Raw genomic sequence first — 19,421 nt, 5'->3', positions numbered from 1 at the left:
CAAAAATCTACCTGAAGACTATGAATAAACCACTATTGTGAGTCAGGAATAAATGGATCTAATTCTATCAGTATTGGCCGACCCTTCTGGCGCCAATATGCTTAAACATACAAAACTGTTCACGAAAGCTGGTGGCAGTTTGGGTCGCTCTGCCGATAATTATTGGGTTTTACCCGATCCAGATCGAGTGGTTTCCTCAAAACACGCACAGATTTCCTTTACCGATAATCAGTTTTTTCTGGTAGATACTAGTACTAATGGAACCTATTACAATGATTCAGAAAATCCGTTAGGAAAGGGAAATCAAGTCCCATTAAAAGAGGGCGACATGATCGTTCTCGGGGAATATAAATTGAAAGTTTCACTGCGACAGCCTAAGGAAGAGGGAGATCTTCCCAAAGGTCTGGGAAGTGCAGATTTTCTCGATACCTCGGATCGAACAACATTCAGCGCGGATGCCATGGCAAAAATGCAAAGCCAGGCAGAAGCGAAAGAATTGGATAGTTGGCTTGAGCCGGGTTCCAGCCCGCAGTCAGATGTGGCTCAAACTGGGGAGTGGGGCTCGATTGGGCTGGGTAATCAGGCTAATACCCCAACTAGCGATAGTCTTCTCACCTCGGAATCGGGCCCTCTGGACCCACTTGCTGCCTTTGGCCAATCTGACCCGTCTGGTCTTGTTGGTGGTGCTCCTGAGATGTCACCCGTCGGTGGCTTAGTGGGTTCTACGGGTCAGCAGCAATCCAGTAATCAATGGTCTGATGATGAGTGGTGGAAAGATGGTAGTGACGATGATCATGTGCCAGCTGACCAGCACTCAATGCAAATAAATCCCCAGCCGGTACCGGAACCTGTCGTTGAGACGGTTGCGGTGCCTGAATCTCAAGTGGTATCTCCGCAGCCGCAAGTTCCTATGGGTGGTTTCCAGGGGATTTCACAGCAACCTGTCGCAACTCCGATACCACAACCTCAGGCTATGCAGCCACAGCCACAGCCACAGCCACAGCCACAGCCACAGCCACAGCCACAGCCACAGCCACAGCTACAGCCACAGGCAATGCAATCTCAGCCGTTAGGGCAGCCCCAAGGGTTTAATCAGCAACCAATTTCTCCGCCTGCTCAAGATAACCCCTTTGCAGACTCTTTCGCTGCTATGCAGGGGCAACAAGTTGATGGCGCTCCAGGGTTTGGTTCCGGGCAATCGTCCTCGCAACCGCAATCGTCCTCGCAACCGCAACCGCAACCGCAACCGCAACCGCAACCGCAACCGCAACCGCAACCGCAACCGCAACCGCAACCGCAACCGCAACTACAGCCAAAACCAAATCCACAACTGGATTTGGCTGCCCAAGCTCAGCAGTTTTCGCATTTACAGCAATCCCCAGTAACTCAGCCCACAGGTTCTTCAGGGGGGAGCGTTTTTGCATCTACTCTCGGCCTGAATATGAACACGGTCCAGTTGCAACAGGCGGACCAGCAAGCAGCTGAAATTGTCCGGGAAACAGTAGCTCGTCTTATTGACCTTTTGCGCGCAAGAAACAGCATAAAGAATGAGCTGCGTGTGCAGCGAACCATGATTCAAACGGAAGCTAATAATCCGCTGAAATTTAGTGCTACGGAACGGGATGCATTGGAAGCCATGTTTGCGGGTACCGGTGCTTTTATGAATCCCGCTGAGGCAGTGAAGGATAGTTTTGATGATTTGTCGGATCATCAAGTTGCGGTTTTGGCTGGAATGAGAGCAGGTTACAACGCCATGCTCAAATTCTTTAGCCCGGAAAATATTGAGCGCAGACTGGGGAATACTTCCGGCGTTTTTGGAAACAAAAATGCAAAAAAATGGGAAGGATTTACTGCAATTTACAGGGAGCTAGTTGGTGATCCGGATAATTGCTATCGCAAGTTGTTTGGTGATGAATTTGCAGTTACTTATGAAAATCAATTATCAGAGTTAAAAAATGCGCGAAGCATTAAAAATTAATAAGTTGACGGAAAAGAGGGAATTGCTTGTGTCGATAAAAAAATTATTTCAGGTCAGTTTAATCGCTGTTTTGGCAGTTGCAGTTGTTGGTTGCCAAACAACGAGGCGGACTCTAAATCTGGATACCAGTCTCGAGTTGGTTGTAGAGACACAGAATGACGTAAACCCAGATGATGATGGCCGAGCTTCTCCCGTTGTTATACGAGTGTTTATGCTCGCGGATGAGCGCCAGTTTGCCCGTGAAGATTTTCTTAACCTTTACGAGAATGCTCAATCCCGCCTCGGCAAGGATTTGATTGATACTGTAATCCTTAAAGAGTTTGCTCCAGGGGAACAGCGTATAGAAGAACTGGCTTTAACGCCGGACGTAAAATATATCGGGCTTCTAGCTGAGTTTGTACAGTATCAGGATGCAGAGGCACTAATGGTGCTGCCAATTACAGACCACAAAAAAAATGAATATGAAGTATCGCTGGCCGATGTACGAATTGGTTCGCCAGATGATATTGCCAAGCGTCGACGAGCAAAATTGACTACTCGTGGCAGTGAAGATGATAGTGGGGAAACAGTAACAATCTCCAAAGAAGATTATGAAAGAATGAAAAAAACGCTCCCTGATATGCAGCGGTCTCAATAGGGCAGAAATTATTGCCCGGGCAATAAAAATTGCTGCCCTGGAAATATTACGAGAGCTTTTTAAGGAACATTTATGTCGGCAAACAATAAAGTGATCTGGAGCGAGGGCATGTTTTTACGCCCTCAGCATTTTCAACAGCAGGATCGCTATCTCGAACAGCTTGTCGAAGCGCGCACAGCTCCGCTCGGGCCTTATACCTGGGGGATTGTAGAGCTGGCGATCGATAGTGAGCCGTTATCGATGGGAAAAATTTCTCTATCGAGAGTGAAAGCTGTTTTTCCCGATGGTACCCCGATACTTGCCCCTGAAAATGAGCATTTGCCGGATGTTCTGGATGTTCCGGTTAATACTCGTGATGAAATAGTCTACTTATGTGTGCCGATGAAGCGCCCAGGTAGTCAGGAGTCGATTCGAGATCAAGAGGATTTCCCGCAGGCACGTTATCAGGCTTCGAACTTTGATGCCCGTAATAGTGCGGCGTCTTCTGGTGAGTCCGCGCGTATCCAAGTCGGAAAGTTAAGAGCTTGTCTCAAATTAGGTAGTGATGATCTGAGTGGCTATGCTGCGGTTGGGGTTGCCCGAATTAAAGAGCGCCAACCGGAAAAGCCGGTAGAGCTTGATTCTGACTATATCCCACCGCTGTTAAATGCGGAGACTTCTGCAGTTATCAATGCATATATTGAAGAAGTAAAAGGATTGCTCGACCATCGAGGCTCGGCTTTGGGGCATCGTTTGAGCGACAGCGGAAGAAGCGGATCTGCAGAAATTGCTGATTATTTGTTACTGCAGGTTATTAACCGCTTTGAACCCTTATTAAAGCAGATCACGGCTCAGCCCCGATTACATCCGCACAATTTATTTCTTGAATTATTGCAGTTGGCAGGCGAACTTTCGACGTTTACTGCTCAATCTAAGCGCCCTCCAGAAATTCCAGTGTATGCACATGAAGACCTGCAAGTTAGCTTTGCTGGGCTGTTTTCAGCGCTTAGACAGTCGCTCTCCACAGTGCTGGAGCAAACAGCGATTGCAATGGAATTGGTGCAGCGCAAATTTGGGATATATGTTGCGCCGGTTACTGATCCTTCATTATTAAAATCAGCCAGTTTTATTATGGCCGCAAAAGCGGATATGCCTGGCGATCTATTGCGCAGCCGCTTCCCCACGCAGGCAAAAGTTGCCCCTGTCGAGGCGATTAGAGAACTTATCTCAGCGCAGTTACCCGGCTTGACTCTGCGCCCTCTTCCCGTGGCTCCTCGACAAATCCCCTATCACGCAGGGTTCACTTACTTTGAGGTGGAGCGCAGTGGAGAGTTATGGCAGGCCATGACTCGCTCGGGTGGTTTTGCAGTGCATCTGGGCGCAGAGTTCCCTGGATTAACTATGGAACTCTGGGCCATAAGGAATAATTAATATGAGTAATGACAGCTTTACTCCTCCACGGGCCCCTAATGCTGGGGATAGAACGGTTTTGATACCGACACCCGGTGCTGCAGCGGCACCGGCAGCAGCTCAGGCTCAGCCACAATTCTTTGCCAGCCAAGATGCCCCGGTCGAGGCTCAGGTCCGCAACAGCCTTAATCCATTGGTGTCTGCGGCTTCAAAATTGTTAGGCGTAATTATCAAATTACGCACAACGATGAATCACGCCAACGTACCTGATTTGCACAAGCGACTTACTACGGAAATCCAAAGCTTCGAGCGTGAGGCAAAGCAACTGGCTTTAACACCTGAATCAGTGCTAACAGCCCGTTACTTACTATGTACTGTCGTGGACGAGGTTGTTTTGACCACACCTTGGGGTACAGCTAGCGGTTGGAGCCAGCACTCTCTTCTTAGCCTGTTTCACAAAGAGACTTTTGGAGGGGAGAAGTGTTTTGTCATTTTGCAACGCATGCTGGAAACTCCCGCAAGTCATTTGGAACTCCTTGAGCTTTTTTACCTGTGTTTGAGCTTGGGCTTTCAGGGTAAGTATCGGCTCGTACAGCGTGGACACGAACAAATAGAACAGATTCGTGATGAGCTCTACAGAACAATTGAACAGCATAAGCAGCCAATGGACCGAGATCTTTCGCCGCGTTGGCAAGGATGCGTAGAGCGAAAATCCCGGCTGATTCACTATATACCCCTCTGGGTGATTATGAGTGTTGTCCTGGGATTGTTACTTGCAACTTATAGTGGTTATCGCTGGTGGCTCTATGAAACGACGACACCGGTCGCAGACCAGATTTTAGATTTGTCCAAAAGTGATGATGAGTCTCCGCAAGGAGAAGGGTAACACTCGGGCTGATATTGATCCTGGGTACGGTCGATACCCTGGAAGACGGAGCAATTCATGAAACGCTTGCGTAACTTTTTTACCAATAAGTGGGTGTTGGGGCTCATAGGGCTCTCAGCTCTTTCCCTCCTCATTTGGTTTGCGGCAGATTACATTAAGTTTGGTGGTGATAATGCCACGCTTTCTCACTCTGTCCGACTAACTATTATTGTTTTTATTTTTGCTATTTGGCTTGTGTGGAATATTAGCCAATGGTTGGTAGAGAGACGTCAAAACCAGGCTTTAATAAAAGGCATTGAGGAATCACAAGAAGCCGATTCTACAGATCCAGACGAAGAACGCTCGCTGGAAGAGTTGAATGCTCTTTCTGGTCGCTTCCGTGAAGCGATGGGTGTATTACGTAGTGCTCGGTTTAAATCTGACAAGGGACAAGTTTCCCTTTATCAGCTTCCCTGGTACATCATTATTGGGCCTCCCGGTTGTGGTAAAACAACAGCCCTGGTGAACTCCGGGTTGGAATTTCCACTGGCGCAGAGTCATGGGAAGGAAGCCCTGGGTGGGGTAGGGGGCACCCGTAACTGTGATTGGTGGTTTACCAATGATGCAGTTTTAATTGATACCGCAGGGCGTTATACGACTCAGGACAGCCACCGGGTTTACGATAATAGCGCTTGGAAAGCTTTTCTGAGCTTATTGAAAAGATACCGCCGCCGCCGCCCGATCAATGGTGCTTTGGTTGCAATTAGCTTGCAAGATTTAATGGTGCAAACTGAAGAGCAGCGCCAACACCAGGCAAAAATTATCCGCCAGCGTGTAAATGAACTGCAACAAGAGTTGGGTATTCGCTTCCCGATTTATCTCACTTTCACAAAATGTGACTTAGTTGCAGGTTTTACAGAGTTTTTCGACAACCTCTCTCAAGCTGAGCGTGAGCAAGTTTGGGGAATGAGTTTTCCCCGTGAAGCTAACGCCACGGTAGGGGCCCCTCTCGATAATTTCAAAGCAGAATTTGAGCAGCTGATAGAGCGTTTGAACCAACGCGTATTGTGGCGTGTTCATCAGGAGAGGAATGTAGAGAAGCGGGCGTTGTTGCAAGGTTTTCCTGCCCGAATGGAAAGCCTTACAGATATTTTGACAGATTTTGTAAAGCAGACTTTCGGTCCAAATCGTTACGAAACCGTCCCTATGGTCAGAGGGGTCTACTTTACTAGTGGCACTCAGGAGGGCAGTCCTGTTGACCGTATGATGTCCTCCGTAACCGCTGATTTTGGACTAGAGCGTAGCGTCGGGCCAAAATTCCAGGGTGTTGGTAAGAGCTTTTTCTTGCATCGACTATTGAAGGATGTCGTTTTCCCCGAGGCTGAATTAGTAGGCGTTAATCGCCGGATTGAGTCAGCTAACCTTTGGTTACGCCGGGGAGTTTTTGCTACTTTGGCGGGAGGCTTTGTCGGAGCTATTTTCTTATGGAGTGGCAGTCTCGCACAGAATAAATTATCCATGGGAGAGGTTAGCGATAATCTCAGCGCGTACCAAGGTGCAGAGAGTGAGCTGAAAGGTAAAAATATTACGCCCATCAGTGCCTTAAATTTGTTAGAGCCTTTGAAGCGGGCTAGTGCGGTCTACGATCGTGAGGAACATCCGTGGATTGGCAATTTGGGGCTTTATGACACCAGAATTGATACTGCAGCAAATGATCTCTATCGCCATAAATTAGAAACTATTTATCTTCCCGCTTTACTTCGTGATATAGAGAGTGACTTAAGTCGTCTCGGAAGTAATGATCCCGCTTTGGTAAGTACTCTCAAAACCTATTTGATGTTTTTTAATCCAGATAAAATGGATTTGAAAACCATAGAGGCTTATTACACTGCTCGCTGGGAGCGTCAGTTACCCGGTGAAGCCGGGAGGCAGGAAGAGCTGCGCTACCACCTGGATCAACTATTTATTCAGCCTCTCCCCAATTCAATTGAAGAGAATGAGAGGGTGGTAGCTCGCGCGCGACAGCAACTGCGTCGTATCCCTGTACCTCAGCGGTTATTTGCTCAACTACAAAATAGTGACTTCGGATTGACCCCTGTAGATCTCTACCAGGAAATTGGTGGAGACACTCAGCAAATTTTTGGTATGGGGGCCAATAATCCAAACTTCACGATTCCCTTCCTCTATACAAAGGCGGGCTATAAAGAACTGGACTTTGGAGCGGACTCTCAGCTGATGACAAATATGGCTGAAGAACGCTGGATATATGGAGGAGATCTGAGTGGTGAGGACTTTACCGAAGCCGACCGTGAAAAGCTTGGTGAGGAAGTAAAACGAATCTATCTTGGGGAGTACTTACAGCGTTGGCAGGGCTTCCTTGGCGGGTTCAAAATACAGAGGTTTGGTAGCACTTCACAGGCATTGGATGTGTTGTCAAAGTTGTCTGATCCTATTTACTCACCCCTGCTTGCGATTACCGAGATAACTTCAGATAACACTCGTCTGACCCTTCGCCCTGAGGTTCCAGTCGATGCTTCTGGGGTACCGCTACCTGTATCCAGTACTACTCGAAAGTTGGGACAAGCCGCACTGGGTAGTGCAACCAGTGCCTTGCAGGATCATTACAAGCCAAACATTGTTGATGTTAGGTTTGAGGAGGTCCAGCGAATCACTCAGAGTGAGAAGGGGCGGCCAGCGCGTATCCAAGAATACCTGGATACTATTAATAAAATTCAGGAATACCTCACTGAGATCGACAGCGCTCCCGATTCGAATCAAGCGGCTTTTGGACGTGCCAAAGCGCGTTTTGCCGGCGGTAGCGATGCGATTAAACAGTTAAGGGTTAAGGCTGCTAATGCACCAGCACCTTTTGACCAGTGGCTGACAGATATTGCTGACAGCGCTTGGGGACTGGTAATGGCCAAGACTAAGGCGCATATAAACCGTGTCTGGCGTGAAGAGGTGTATCAAAGCTATAGCAATAGCCTGGCAAACCGGTACCCACTGCGCAGCGACCGTGACCAGGAAGTGCCGGTGATGGAGTTTAACCAGTACTTCAAACCAGGTGGTATTGAGGAGAAATTTGTCAATCAGTATCTGAAACCATTTGTGGATACCAGAAACTGGAAAATCAAATACGTTGAAGGGCAGGGTATTAGCCTTTCAAGGGAAGCCCTTTCCCAGTTGCGTCGAGCTGAACGTATTCGAAAAACTTTCTTCAGTGCCGGCGAAGGAGCTTCTTACTCTTTCCGTATTGAGCCAACGAAACTGGATTCCAGTGTTCGTTTGTTTGAACTTGAACTTGGAGAGCAGCGAGTTCCTTACTCCCATGGCCCTAAAACCACTAAAAAGCTGACTTGGCGTGGTGGTGAAAGTAATCGGGTTCGCATTATCTTTGAAGATCTGAATGAGACTGTTCATCGCAAGCATTTTGAAGGGGACTGGGCATGGTACAGACTGTTAGCGAGCTCAGATTTGGAAGCCGGGCGAAGTAATGCAGAACACTTTGTCACTTTCTCTGAGGAAGGGCGAAAGGCTCAATTTAAATTGATTGCATCTAATGTAAACAATCCATTCGACCGCAGTTTACTCCGCGGATATCGATGCCCTGAGACCCTGTAGACGGAGTAGATGATTTGCAAAATACAGTTGGTATTTTTGGTAAGTTGCCGGGTCACGGGGACTTTGTTCAGCGACAGCTGCCGGGTAGTTTTGTCACTGTATGGGATGGCTGGTTACAACGAGCGGTATTCGGTTCTCGCGAACTCGTAGGTCAAGAGTGGTTGGACTACTACTTGACCAGTCCTGTTTGGAGGTTTGTCCACAGTAAAGGCATCATTGATGCCAATGCGTGGGCCGGAATTTTAGTACCTAGTGTGGATAGTGTTGGGCGCTATTTTCCGTTGACATTTGCTGCTCCGCTATCCCCAGTAGTGGATGCATTTGCTTTTATGTCTGATGCTAAGAGCTGGTTCCAGAGCTTGTCTGAATTAGCAATTACATCGCTGCAAAATATGCTACATGCAGACCAGTTATGTGAGGCATTTAGTGCTCCCCCTGACAGGGCGGGCATTATCTCTCTGCCTCCAGCACAAGGAGACTTTGTTGTCTCCACAGGCCAATCGAATAGTCTGGAAAGAGGTTTTGCAGGTCTATTAGGGCAGATGAGCAAAAGTAGCTACTCCGCATATAGTCTGTGGTGGAGTGAGGGGTCTCAACACTTGGCCCCGACAACCTTGCTGTGCCCATCATTGCCAAGCCCTGAGCTCTATAGCTCAATGCTTGGTGTGCAGTTACAGAAGAATATAAGTTAGGATTGAGGGCACAGCGTGAGACAGCTGGTTATCTTGGATAAGAAGAAGCATCGCAATTGCAAATTAATCAAAAGTGATCTTTCCCACAGTAAGAATTCGCATATTTGCCCAATCTTATTGCCTGAATTCATACCGGTGGCGCGTGCCTGTCCTATTATATTTACTCGATCAAAAGAGACGGGAAAGCTTGAGAGCTGTGCATTACTTGGCGTAACACCTGGAGAAAACCTTTTTTGGCAAGAAGGACAATGGCAGGGTGATTATATTCCCGCATCTATTCGCTCTTATCCCTTCTATTTGAAATATAAAGAAGGTGACTCTTCCAATGCATTTGTTTGCGTTGAATCGTCTCTATTATCTGAAGACGGAAATAGTTCTTTAGGTGTTAGGTTGTTTGAAGAGAATGGGAATCCAAGTGGTCACTTATTGGAAGCGCAGCGCCGCTTAGAGGATATCCATCTTAAAAAGACGCAGGTTTGGAAGTTTGTCGGTATTTTGCAGCGGAATAATTTGCTGGTAGAAAAAGAAATAAATATAGATTTGCCAGGTGATGTTAAGCATAAATTAACAGGTGTTTATTGTATTTCAGAGAAGAGATTGGGAGAGCTTGATTCTGCAGCTTTCCTGGAATTGCGTGAATCAGGTTGTTTGCCTTTTATTTATGCACATCTTTTCTCCTTGCAGAAGTCGACAGCTTTAAGTGCGCTGCATAAAAAATTTCATGCGAAAATTCTTCACTGATATTAAGAGTGGACTTTTACTTTTCATCTATGGATTTATTGATCAGAACGTTAATTTAAGAAAACCTATAAAGTTTGATTGAATTGAGATAATTGTATTAGAGGTTCTGGTTGTAAAGTGAGTATCAGAGCAGGAAGCTAAGGTTACTGATATGTCTTACAGAATAATTTTTACTGGAGAGATAAGAGGTTCTGTAGAGCGGCGCTATGCAATTGCTGCATTGGGGCGTGAATTTGGTTTGGGCTTTAGTCAAATAAAAGGACTGCTGACTGGGGCAAAATCTCAAATCAAGGCTACGGAAGATAGAAGGGAAGCCTGCCAGCTAATGAAAAAGTTCTGGGAGGCGGGATGGCATACTCAGCTCTGCTTGGGTGATCAATTAATACACTGTACTGAAAAGTCTAGTAATTGTGGTGACCCTCCGTTACCTCCCGCTCTAGAATTTTTGGAAAGTACTGATGGCACAGTTTCTATTGGTATTCCAGCCGGTTGGCAAGGGTTTGACAATCTGAATAGGGAAGCTGTGATTCAGGCCGGAAGTTCAGAGTTAAGTCGCTATTTGATCGTACTAAAGCAAGATCGATCTCTGCTTCCCCATGATTTGTCGATTGAGCATTTCGGTAAAGCACAAATACAGCAGTGTCTGACTAGAGTGGAAAATGGCGTTATTATATCCGGGCCTGAACCACTGATAAGCAACAGTCAAAATGGCCATATTTATGAGATGTCTGCTGAGGTTGTAAAAACACCAGTTCGCTATTTGGTCACTTTCTTTCAGAGCCCGGATAGTTTCTATTCTGTGTTTTTGTGGTCATCTCTTGAGAACTTTGAAAAGAGTAGGTCTGAGTTTTTGCATATTTTTGCCACATTTAAACTTGTGACTAGTGTGGGGAGTTGCGATTCAACAGCAGTTCCTATGTAATGGCTTGGAATAAGAAGCCAAAATCTAACAAAAATAAATAGCGTAAAATTGTCAACTGAACATGTTTTTTAAAGTAATAGGTACCAAGCGCATTATTTGCCTTGATTAGATATCTACAACGTGTACTCTTCTCAGAATTCTGATTAAAGGATTTGATTCGGTATAAGGGCCTTTTTTGATGGCATTCCCAAACACGATAAATATCGATGAATTAGTTGCTCCAATCTCAGAGGATAATCCCGTAGGGGAAGATATCCGAGAAGATCGTTCGCCAACTTCTGATTATTACTCGATCAAAGATGCTCGCAACAGTGCAAGAGCTGCTGAACGCTCCGCAATGTTCGATGATGCAGATACAGACCTACTCGCACCTTGGAGGGATGTAGCAAAAGCTGCAGAAAATATCCTAGGGAAAAAGAGTAAGGACTTGGAGGTTGCCAGCTGGTATACCGAGGCCTTGATTCGCTTACATGGCTTTATTGGCTTGAGAGATGGCCTGCAGGTGATCGACTCGTTAGTAGAGCAATATTGGGAAGGTCTGTATCCCTTACCAGACGAAGACGGCCTTGAAACAAAAGTAGCACCCCTGACAGGTTTGAATGGTGATGGTGGTGATGGCACCTTGCTAATGCCTATTCGCAGTGCCGGTATTACTCCCGAAGGGGATTATGGGGACTATTCATTCTTCCAATTCCAACAGGCTCGGGATGCTGACAGAATTGCAGATGACGATGCTAAGGCTGCTCGAATAGAAACGCTGGGTTACAACCTTGAGCAGATTGATCAATGTGTAAACAGTGCGAGTGGTGAATGGGCTCAAAACCTCGTCCAGACAATCGAGGCAGCGCTGGGGCACTTTAAGACCATAAATGATAGCCTGCGACAAAGCTGCGGCCATGATGCCCCCCCGTCCACGAATATTTCATCTCTATTGGATGAGGTGTTGCGGACAAGCCGTTTTATTTATAAGACGCACTTGGAGTCTATGGAGCAGACTCAAGAAGATGTGGCGCCTGAATCGTCAGAAGAGCCTGCTGGGGAAGTTCAAGCTGGAAATGCAGCTGCAGCAGCGGTTACTTCTGTAGCTGCCTCTGCTGTAGCTGTCCCTACCGGTCCGGTAGTGTCCAGAGAAGATGCCTTAAAATTGCTTGAGCAGGCGGCAAAGTATTTTCGTACCTATGAGCCGCATACGCCGCTGGCGCCCGGCCTGGAGAGGCTGATAGGCTGGGGACGAATGACCGTTTCACAATTGATGTCTGAATTGCTACCTGATGATCAGTCGAAGGCGCTTTACTCCCAGTTGACGGGAGTTCGTCTCGATGGCACGGATACACAAAAATATATAACCCCACCAGTGACTACAAGTGGCACGTCATCAGCTCCTGCGGTTGCCGCAGATACACCTACTGAAAGTGTATCCGCGCCAGTCTCTGATGAAGGTTGGGGTGAGCAACCGCAAGAAGAAGCCAGCACTGGTTGGTAATTAACTGAGAACAGCAGTCCCTAAAGTCGGAAAGGAGACCTTAGATGTCTGAAAGCATCCACAACAAACTTAAGCGCGTGCGTAAGCCGCGTGTACATATCACTTACGATGTTGAAACTAACGGAGCCGAAGTCAAAAAGGAGCTTCCTTTTGTGGCGGGTGTTATGGGTGATTACTCTGGTGATAATGCCGAGAATCGCAAGGCACTGAAAGATCGTAAGTTTATCCAAATTGACCGCGATAACTTCAACGACGTAATGGGTAAAGTAAACCCAAAGTTGAACTTGCAGGTGGAAAACACCCTGACTGGTGACGGTAGCAAGATGGCTGTTGATCTCGACTTCAACAACATGGACGCCTTCTCGCCGGAGCAGATTGTTGAGCAGGTTGAGCCACTAAAGCAATTGCTTGAAGCCCGTAGTAAGCTGCGTGATCTGCTGAGTAAAGCTGATCGCTCTGAGGAGCTTGAAAAAGTACTTGAGGATATTCTCAAGAGCACAGAAAACGTCAGCGCTATCTCTGACCAGTTGGGCTTGAATGAGGATAAAGGAGAGGACTCAGAATGAGCACTGAAGTAGAAAATGTTGCAGGAAGTGAAGCTGAAGAGCAATCGGCGAGTCTCCTAGATCAGGCGATTGCGGCAACTAAACAAACTGAGCCTCAAGAAGCACAAGACTTGCTTGCGAATTTGACAGAGCAAGTAATGAAAGGGACGGTCACCTGGGATCGCAACCTGACCCAGACCATCAAGAAAGCTGTTAGCGCGATTGATAAGGCAATGTCCCAGCAGCTGTCTGCGATTTTGCATGACGAGAAATTCCAGAAGCTGGAAGGATCATGGCGTGGTCTGAATCACCTGGTCATGAACTCGGAAACTGGCGCTACCATGAAAATCCGCATGCTCAATCTGAGCAAGCGCGAGCTCTTCCGCGACCTGGATAAGGCAGTTGAGTTCGACCAGAGCCAGACCTTCAAAAAAATCTATGAAGAAGAGTTTGGTACTGCGGGTGGTGAGCCATACGGCGTAATGATCGGGGATTTCGAGTTCACCAGCCACCCTGAGGATATCGAGCTTCTGAGCAAGATGTCTAATGTTGCTGCGGCTGGCTTCTGTCCGTTTGTTGCAGCCGCCGGTGCCGGCATGTTTGGTTTTGATGACTACACGGAACTTTCCAAGCCGAGAGATCTGGGTGGTATTTTTGAATCCGCCGAGTACATCAAGTGGCGCAGTTTCCGTGACAGTGACGACTCCCGTTTTGTCACCTTGGTAATGCCGCGTACCCTAGCCCGTACCCCTTATGGTGCTAACACCAAGCCGATTGAAGCTTTTGACTTCGAAGAGTTTGAAGTGGATGAAGACGGCGTTTCCCGTCCAGCAGAGCACGATCAATACTGCTGGATGAATGCTTCTTATGTTATGGGCACCACCATGACTCAAGCATTCGCTGAGAACTCCTGGTGTACTGCAATTCGCGGTGCTGAGGGTGGTGGTAAAGTAGAAGGACTGCCATCTCACGTGTTCAAGAGTGACGATGGGGATCTCGATCAGAAATGCCCCACAGAGATTGGTATTACCGATCGCCGTGAAGCGGAGTTAAGCGCTCAAGGCTTCTTGCCTCTGTGTCACTACAAGAATACGGATTACTCGGTATTCTTTGGTGCTCAAAGTGCGCAAAAGGCGAAGGCATACGATGACCCTGACGCCACTGCTAACGCAGCTATTTCTGCTCGCTTGCCTTATTTGATGGCGACCTCTCGTATTGCACATTACCTCAAGGTAATGGCACGCGATAAAGTGGGTTCCTTTATGGAAGCTGGTGATTGTGAGCGCTGGTTGAACAAGTGGATCTCCCAGTACACTAACTCCAACCCCGACGCGAGCCCTGAAATGAAAGCGAAGTACCCGCTTTCTGAGGCCCGTGTGGAAGTAAAAGAGATTCCGGGTCAGCCTGGATGTTATAGTGCGATTGCCTATCTGAGACCCTGGTTACAGATGGAAGAATTGACGACGTCCTTGCGTATGGTGGCAAATATCCCGTCTGCGGGATAAGGCTCCGGGCCCGCCTCTAGGGGCGGGTTCTCTCTTCACATGGCCTTGTTCAAGGCCTGCGTTTTACCATTATTTATTCAAATAATAATTCTTGTTGGAGTATACCGGTGCCCCGTGCAGCACATGACCAAATATCGGAAGATCAATCAGATGTTCTACCGGAGAAATTGGCGAGAGGGCAGCAGAGAGAGCTACATAAATTTCTGCAGGAACCGGATGATCTTTTTGCATTTGAATATTGGCTCACAGAATTATCCCCCTGTACAAATAGGGATAATTATTCCGTTCGCCATTATCTGAGTCGAATTATCGCCGAGTTGGACGAACTAATCTGTGACCAGCTGAATTGTATAATTCATCACCAGAAGTTTCAGAGACTTGAAGCGAGCTGGCGGGGGATATCCTTATTGGTGTTTGATACACCCCACGCTGAAAATATTAAAATCAAACTCTTGGATGCCAGCTGGAAAGACCTCGCGAAGGATATAGAGCGGGCCCCGGATTTTGACCAATCTGGGCTGTTTCATCTTATATATAATGAAGAGTTTGGTACTCCAGGCGGCGAGCCATTTGGTTTGTTGCTTGGAGATTACTATGTATCCCATCGGCCGCTGCCTGACCACCCTTATGATGATGTATTTACTTTGCAGGGCATCGCGCATACTGCAGCCGCAGCCTTTGCACCGTTTGTTTGTGCATCAGCACCGCAACTTTTTGGTGTAGACAACTTTTCGGATCTAGCAAAGCCTATCAATTTTTCAGAAGTGTTCCGTCAAAAAGAATACATTCGATGGAATGGCCTTCGGGATCTGGAAGACAGCCGATTTATCGCTTTGACACTTCCTCAAGTTTTGATGAGAGAACCTTATAATCAGGAATTTTCATCCTATCGTGGTTTGAGGTTTCAGGAGCAGGTACGGGCATCCCATAACCAGAATTATTTATGGGGGAATGCCTGCTTTGCATTGGGTGCCGTACTGTTAAGAGAGTTTAGTGAAGTTGGCTGGTTTTCACATATTAGAGGGGTTGCACGTGACCATCTGGGCGGAGGGCTGGTAACCCAGCTACCAATGGTGCCTTATAGGCCAGATAGTACTCCTGGCATGATCCGAATGGCCACTTCAATTTTGGTAACTGATTTTGCTGAGCGGGATTTAAGTGACTTAGGGTATGTATGCTTGAGTCACTGTTACGATACTCCTTACAGCGCCTTTAATAGTGTTCCATCACTTCAAAGGCCGAAGCAATACACATCTAAAGCAGCCACGGCTAATGCGCGCATTAGCTCTATGTTACAACAAATACTTTGCGCATCCCGATTTGCTCATTATATCAAGGTAATGATAAGGGATAAGGTGGGTGCCTATATGAATGCTGCAGATTGCGAACGGCAGTTGCAGCATTGGTTGGATGAATACACAACGGGAAGGGATGACCTTTCCTGGGAAATGCAGGCTCGATACCCTCTACGGGAGTCTCGGGTGCAAGTAACGGATGAACCAGGCAAGGCGGGTAGCTATCAAAGTGTGATTCATCTCAAGAGTCATTACACCGTTGACCATCTTGTATCCGAGCTAAAACTTACAACCGCATTGGCAACAATCGGCGTCGGAGCTACCTAATTATTATGGTTAGAGAAAAGCGATTATTGGCCCCGGTATTGGATCGATTATTACAATCATCTAGTAAATTGGATGTACATCAATCCCATCAAGTGTTGAGGCAGTTGCGTGAAGGGGTGCGTCGTGATTTGGAATACTTGTTCAATACAAGATTTAAATGTATTTCCGCACCTTCAACTCATGAAAGTTTAGAGCAGTCAAATATTAACTACGGGTTACCAGACCTATCAACAGTCAATCTTTCCTCTGCCGCTAGCCGAAAACAGTTTTGTCGAGATATTGAAAAAACAATTTTAAATTTTGAGCCCAGAATACGTTCGGTAAAAGTAACCACCCAAGACAAAGTGGATGTCGAAGATCCTAGTATACGCTTTCGTGTTGAAGCTGTATTACATGTAAATCCAGCGTCGGAAGTTATTGTATTTGATTCGGCACTCAACCCAGTTACCCAGCTGGTGGATGTCTCTGAGATTATGTGATGAGTGAAAAATTAATAGATCTCTACGAGCGAGAGCTCGCATTCATTCAGCAAACTTCTGCTGAATTTGCAAAGATGCACCCAGCTGCCGCATCCCGACTTCAGCTGGATGCAGATACAGTTGATGATCCTTTAGTAGGGCGACTGTTGTCCGGCTTCGCTTACATGAATGCTCGGGTGCAGCAAAAGCTGAGTGATGATTTTCCGGAGTTAACGGATGCAATGCTGGAAACTCTGTATCCTCATTATCTTCGTCCAATTCCCTCTTGTGCCATTGTTCAGTTTGAACCGGAAAAGGATTTGGATGCGATAACCCGGGTAGAAACGAAGACTTTACTCGAAAGTGACAGCTTTCAAGGGCAAACCTGCCGCTTTACAACTTGTTATCCAGCAGAAATTTGCCCATTTCAGGCGGTGAGTGCCACCCTGATGCCAAGGCCATTTATCGCTCCGGGCTGTAATGACATTCAGGGCGCTAATGCAGTTTTAAAATTATCCCTTAAAACTTTTAGCCCAAGCATAAAATTTTCTGAGCTAAACCCTGAGAGTCTCCGCTTTTTCCTTCGTGGCCAACCATCTCATATCTATAGTTTATATGACTTGCTACTAAGTAAGTGTGTCAGGTTGGTTGTTGCCAATGGGGAGAGTGATCCAAAGCCAACTTTTCTCTCTCCGGATGAAATATGTCAAGTGGGGCTAAGTCCAGATGAGGGTTTATTGCCATATCCTGATACCGCATTCGTAGGATATCGACTCCTAACTGAATATTTTGCTTTTCCGGAAAAGTTCCTTTTCTTGGATATATTAAATATTGGTGAGGCGCTAAATGAGAGCTTTGACGACACGTTAAATCTGTATTTTTATTTATCCGAAACTCATGAAGAGTTAGAAAAACAGATTTCTCCAAGCATGTTTGCTTTGGGCTGTGCTCCGGTTGTTAATTTATTTAAACAAAGTGCAGATCCTATTCCGCTTAATCACTCGCAGTATAGTTACCATGTGGTCCCTGATGCTCGTAGAAGTGATGGCTTAGAAATATACTCAGTGGATGAAGTTGCGGCAACTAATGGTGATGGAGAGACAACCAGTTACCGGCCTTTCTATGGAATTCGACACAGTCAACATCATGCTGATCAATCTGCCTTTTGGTTTAGTCGTCGCAGAGATGTGATCGAAGGAGAGCATCGGAATGAACAAGCATCTGAGATTGATATAAGCTTAGTCGATCTGGATTTTAACCCGCATAGAATTAGTGATCAGACATTAGATATTAAGTTAACCTGCTGTAATCGAAATCTAGCCAAAAAATTACCTAGTGGTAGCGCCCAGCCTTATTTAGAGGTTGTTGACGGTGATTTGCCAGTTAGCCGAATTAGTTGTGTGGTTTCCCCAACAGCAACTATACGACCGCCTCGACGAGAGCGAGGGTATTGGAGGTTAATTTCTCACCTTAACTTAAATCATCTTTCTCTATCAGGTGCAGAGGGATGTAATGCGTTAAAAGAAATTTTTAGGCTTTATGACTTCCGTGACTCTGCTAGTACGCGTAATTTAATCGAGTCATTATTAAAGCTTAATACTAAACCGGTTACTGCTCCGATTCAGATTGATCAAAGTGTAGTTTTATGTCGCGGCACAGAAGTTGAGATTGAACTTGATTCCATGATGTTAACAGGAACAAGTCCATTGTTATTTGCTAGCATCATAGAGCGTTTCCTGGGCTTATACTGTTCAATTAATTCATTTACAAAACTGATTGCCACTATGAGTGGTCGAGATGGGGAGTTGAAGCGATGGCCACCTCGCGCCGGCGAAAAAGCTTTACTGTAATTGAGCGTTTACGCCGAGAGCCTTATAACTTTGATTTTTTTCAAGCGGTAAGGCTGGTAGAGCGTGCAGTACATCTGGCAGGTACAGGTTTCAGTAAAGAACCTATAGCGAGCGCTGCCCCTCCGACTAAAGAGCTGATTCGGTTTAGTGCTCAATCTGGGTTGTCTTTTGTTAGCTCGGATGTTTTACGTCTAGAGAAGAAAAGCGTTGAACATGAAGAGCCCGATGAAAATGAGACTCATCAGTGGCATATGGAGGTGGGTTTTACAGGGTTAATCGGTAGTCAGGGGGTGATGCCCTATTACCTGACAGAGTTAGTGCAGAGGGAGCTTAGGGAGAACAATACGGCACTGCGTGATTTTCTGGATATGTTTAATCACAGAAGTATTTCCCTTTTTTATCAAGCTTGGCATAAATACCAGTTGCCTGTGAATTATGAGCGGCAACGCCTGCAGAATTCTCGAGAGCCAGACAAGCTTACCCAGGCTCTTGCGTCCCTTGCAGGGCTTGGTACAAATGAAATGCGCTATCGAATGCCGATACCGGATGAAGCACTAGTTGGAATGGGAGGACACCTTTCCAGTGGACGTTGTTCCGCTACCGCTTTATCCAGCATGATCAAGCATTATTTTGATTTAACGGTAAGCATTGAACAATTCCAGGGACAGTGGGATGAGTTACCGGATGATATCTTGTGCCGACTGCCTAGTGCTCAGGTGCCGAAGGGTATTAATAATTGCTTGGGAGTAAATACCATTCTGGGTACGCACTGCTTCCAAGCCCAGAATAAATTTCAGGTAATTATTGAGTCAATGCCTTATGAGCAATTTATGACTATTGCTCCGGGTACGAAAAAGTTGGAATCGCTTAAGGAGTTTATTCGCTTTAGTGCTGGTATTGAATTGGATTTTGAGTTGTCGGTGACGCTTTCAACCAGCCAGGTAGCACCTATCCAGCTAAATAGAAAAGCTGAGAATGAACCTTTACTGGGATGGAATACTCACATGGCTAGTGAACAAGATGGTGAAAGGTTAGTACAAATAACCTTAAGTGCAGACAATATTTCACCTGATGAAGCTTTACCTGCTGCATAAGTAAAATTAACAATATTAT

Annotated in this window: 15 protein-coding genes; all 15 read left to right on the top strand. The window is 46.4% G+C overall.

Annotation, left to right across the window (positions count from 1 at the left end; genetic code table 11):
* Positions 1-52 precede the first annotated feature (52 nt).
* Positions 53-1,978: a type VI secretion system-associated FHA domain protein TagH gene (gene tagH, locus ACJJI3_RS15455; protein WP_444940206.1), complete on the top strand. Its 1,926-nt coding sequence runs from the start codon at positions 53-55 to the stop codon at positions 1,976-1,978.
* Positions 1,956-2,615, top strand: a complete 660-nt coding sequence (gene tssJ, locus ACJJI3_RS15450) for a type VI secretion system lipoprotein TssJ (RefSeq protein WP_413664107.1) — start codon at positions 1,956-1,958, stop codon at positions 2,613-2,615. Before tagH ends, tssJ begins: the two co-directional genes overlap by 23 nt.
* A gap of 72 nt (positions 2,616-2,687) precedes the next feature.
* The gene (gene tssK, locus ACJJI3_RS15445) at positions 2,688-4,025 is read left to right on the top strand and encodes a type VI secretion system baseplate subunit TssK (protein ID WP_413664108.1); all 1,338 of its coding nucleotides are present in this window, start codon (positions 2,688-2,690) and stop codon (positions 4,023-4,025) included.
* Between the two features lies 1 nt (position 4,026).
* On the top strand, positions 4,027-4,890 hold the full coding sequence (gene icmH, locus ACJJI3_RS15440; RefSeq protein ID WP_413664109.1) for a type IVB secretion system protein IcmH/DotU: 864 nt from the start codon (positions 4,027-4,029) through the stop codon (positions 4,888-4,890).
* 57 nt (positions 4,891-4,947) lie between these two features.
* Entirely contained in the window at positions 4,948-8,490 is a 3,543-nt protein-coding gene (tssM, locus tag ACJJI3_RS15435; protein ID WP_444940205.1) for a type VI secretion system membrane subunit TssM, read from the top strand.
* Between the two features lie 14 nt (positions 8,491-8,504).
* Positions 8,505-9,182 (top strand): type VI secretion system-associated protein TagF, encoded by a 678-nt coding sequence (gene tagF / locus ACJJI3_RS15430; protein WP_444911956.1) that lies wholly within the window; start codon positions 8,505-8,507, stop codon positions 9,180-9,182.
* A gap of 33 nt (positions 9,183-9,215) precedes the next feature.
* Entirely contained in the window at positions 9,216-9,923 is a 708-nt protein-coding gene (locus ACJJI3_RS15425; protein ID WP_444940204.1) for a SapC family protein, read from the top strand.
* A 151-nt stretch (positions 9,924-10,074) separates the two neighbouring features.
* Entirely contained in the window at positions 10,075-10,845 is a 771-nt protein-coding gene (locus ACJJI3_RS15420; protein ID WP_444940203.1) for a hypothetical protein, read from the top strand.
* A 178-nt stretch (positions 10,846-11,023) separates the two neighbouring features.
* Positions 11,024-12,328 carry a type VI secretion system protein TssA gene (gene tssA, locus ACJJI3_RS15415; protein WP_413664114.1) on the top strand — a complete coding sequence of 435 codons (1,305 nt, stop codon included), beginning with the start codon at positions 11,024-11,026 and terminating at the stop codon, positions 12,326-12,328.
* Positions 12,329-12,372: 44 nt separating this feature from the next.
* Positions 12,373-12,894 (top strand): type VI secretion system contractile sheath small subunit, encoded by a 522-nt coding sequence (tssB, locus tag ACJJI3_RS15410; protein WP_413664115.1) that lies wholly within the window; start codon positions 12,373-12,375, stop codon positions 12,892-12,894.
* Complete coding sequence (gene tssC, locus ACJJI3_RS15405; RefSeq protein WP_413664116.1) at positions 12,891-14,378, top strand: type VI secretion system contractile sheath large subunit; 1,488 nt, start codon at positions 12,891-12,893, stop codon at positions 14,376-14,378. Before tssB ends, tssC (ACJJI3_RS15405) begins: the two co-directional genes overlap by 4 nt.
* Before the next feature lie 107 nt (positions 14,379-14,485).
* The gene (tssC, locus tag ACJJI3_RS15400; RefSeq protein WP_444906606.1) at positions 14,486-16,000 is read left to right on the top strand and encodes a type VI secretion system contractile sheath large subunit; all 1,515 of its coding nucleotides are present in this window, start codon (positions 14,486-14,488) and stop codon (positions 15,998-16,000) included.
* Positions 16,001-16,005: 5 nt separating this feature from the next.
* Positions 16,006-16,479 carry a type VI secretion system baseplate subunit TssE gene (gene tssE / locus ACJJI3_RS15395; protein ID WP_444895421.1) on the top strand — a complete coding sequence of 158 codons (474 nt, stop codon included), beginning with the start codon at positions 16,006-16,008 and terminating at the stop codon, positions 16,477-16,479.
* Positions 16,479-18,308, top strand: coding sequence for a type VI secretion system baseplate subunit TssF (tssF, locus tag ACJJI3_RS15390; RefSeq protein ID WP_444940202.1), 1,830 nt, complete (start codon positions 16,479-16,481; stop codon positions 18,306-18,308). Before tssE ends, tssF begins: the two co-directional genes overlap by 1 nt.
* Complete coding sequence (gene tssG / locus ACJJI3_RS15385; RefSeq protein ID WP_444940201.1) at positions 18,272-19,402, top strand: type VI secretion system baseplate subunit TssG; 1,131 nt, start codon at positions 18,272-18,274, stop codon at positions 19,400-19,402. The genes tssF and tssG overlap by 37 nt, the downstream gene beginning before the upstream one ends.
* Positions 19,403-19,421: the final 19 nt, after the last annotated feature.

The sequence above is a fragment of the Microbulbifer maximicatervae (SeqCode) genome, assembly GCF_052466985.1.
This window is presented reverse-complemented; position numbering and strand designations above follow the sequence as displayed.